Raw genomic sequence first — 431 nt, 5'->3', positions numbered from 1 at the left:
TCTTCACTATATTGCGTTTTACTGTGCGTAAGCGCAACCTCAATATCATGTTCTTTTAAGTGGATAATTGGGTATTCTAAATCTTCTTCACTGATTGTTTCTTCTAATAAATCGCGAAGTCCATTTTCTGAATAGTATTTTTCTCCATTGAAAATAATTGTCAAACCATTGTTTAGATAACAATAGTTTTTGACCATTTTAATTACATATTCTAAACGAAACTTATAGTTTTTAAAGATTGTTTCGTCTGGGGTAAAAATTACTTTTGTTCCCTTACGTTTCGTCGTATCGATTACATCTTCTTCCTGAACCAGATTTCCAGCTGAGAATTCTGCAGATTTTTGTTTATCATCACGAACAGATTCTACACGGAAATAATTAGATAAAGCATTAACCGCTTTCGTTCCGACACCATTCAAACCAACTGATTT

Annotated in this window: 1 pseudogene; it reads right to left on the bottom strand. The window is 32.5% G+C overall.

Features of this window, described 5'->3' with window-relative positions:
• Positions 1–431 (bottom strand): annotated as a pseudogene (locus B3J44_RS15730) (type IIA DNA topoisomerase subunit B); the annotation flags it as partial.

The organism is Flavobacterium sp. UBA4854, from assembly GCF_002399805.1.
GTDB lineage: Bacteria > Bacteroidota > Bacteroidia > Flavobacteriales > Flavobacteriaceae > Flavobacterium > Flavobacterium ginsengisoli.
This window is presented reverse-complemented; position numbering and strand designations above follow the sequence as displayed.